This is a genomic window from Psychrobacter sp. 1Y4 (assembly GCF_051847555.1).
Map to the genome: position 1 here is coordinate 1 of NZ_JBPYDE010000576.1, position 695 is coordinate 695.

The 695-nt window shown below is 44.3% G+C and carries 1 protein-coding gene and 1 pseudogene; both read left to right on the forward strand.

Features of this window, described 5'->3' with window-relative positions; translation table 11 throughout:
- The coding region (locus ACS8FC_RS17655; RefSeq protein WP_439297747.1) for an RnfABCDGE type electron transport complex subunit D at positions 1 to 196 on the forward strand (196 nt) is incomplete at its 5' end.
- Positions 177 to 695: pseudogene (locus tag ACS8FC_RS17660) on the forward strand (Na(+)-translocating NADH-quinone reductase subunit C); the annotation flags it as partial. The gene ACS8FC_RS17655 and the pseudogene ACS8FC_RS17660, both read left to right, overlap by 20 nt.

Consider the following 695-nt stretch of genomic DNA (forward strand, 5'->3'; position numbering starts at 1 on the left):
CCGCTGGGCTTACGGTATTTTGATTGGTTTTATGACCGTATTGATTCGTGTCATTAACCCTGCTTTCCCAGAAGGCATCATGCTGGCCATTTTGTTTGCCAACTTATTTGCTCCACTGTTTGATTATTTTGTGACCCAAGCAAACATCAAACGCCAAACCGCTCGGAGGGTTCGTTATGTCCAAGCCCAAAAGTAATAACGCAAAAACCATTAGTGTGGCTTTGATGCTGTGCTTGGTGTGTTCCGTATTGGTCTCGGCAGCTGCCGTTGGCCTAAAGCCAGCACAAGTCGAAAATGCGCGCTTAGATCGTAACAAAAACATTTTGGTTGCGGCTGACATGTACGATGCAGAGTCTGATACAGCAGATGATGTTGCCGAACGTTTCAAAGATTTTGATGTCAAAATCATTGATCTAAATAAAGGCAACTACCTTGATGACGATGAGTTAAAAACGGCTGGTATTCCTGATCGTAATGCTTATGACGCCAGTCAAGCGACAAAAAACCAAGCCTTAAGTGAAGACTTGGGTGACAATGATCCTGCTGGTATTGGCCGCAAGCCAAAATATGCTAAAGTCTATGTTAAAGAAGATGACGCGGGCAAGCCTGAGCTGATCGTCTTGCCAATTCAAGGCTACGGACTCTGGGGTACGATCTATGGTTTCTTAACGCTTGAAAGCGACATGAATACTATT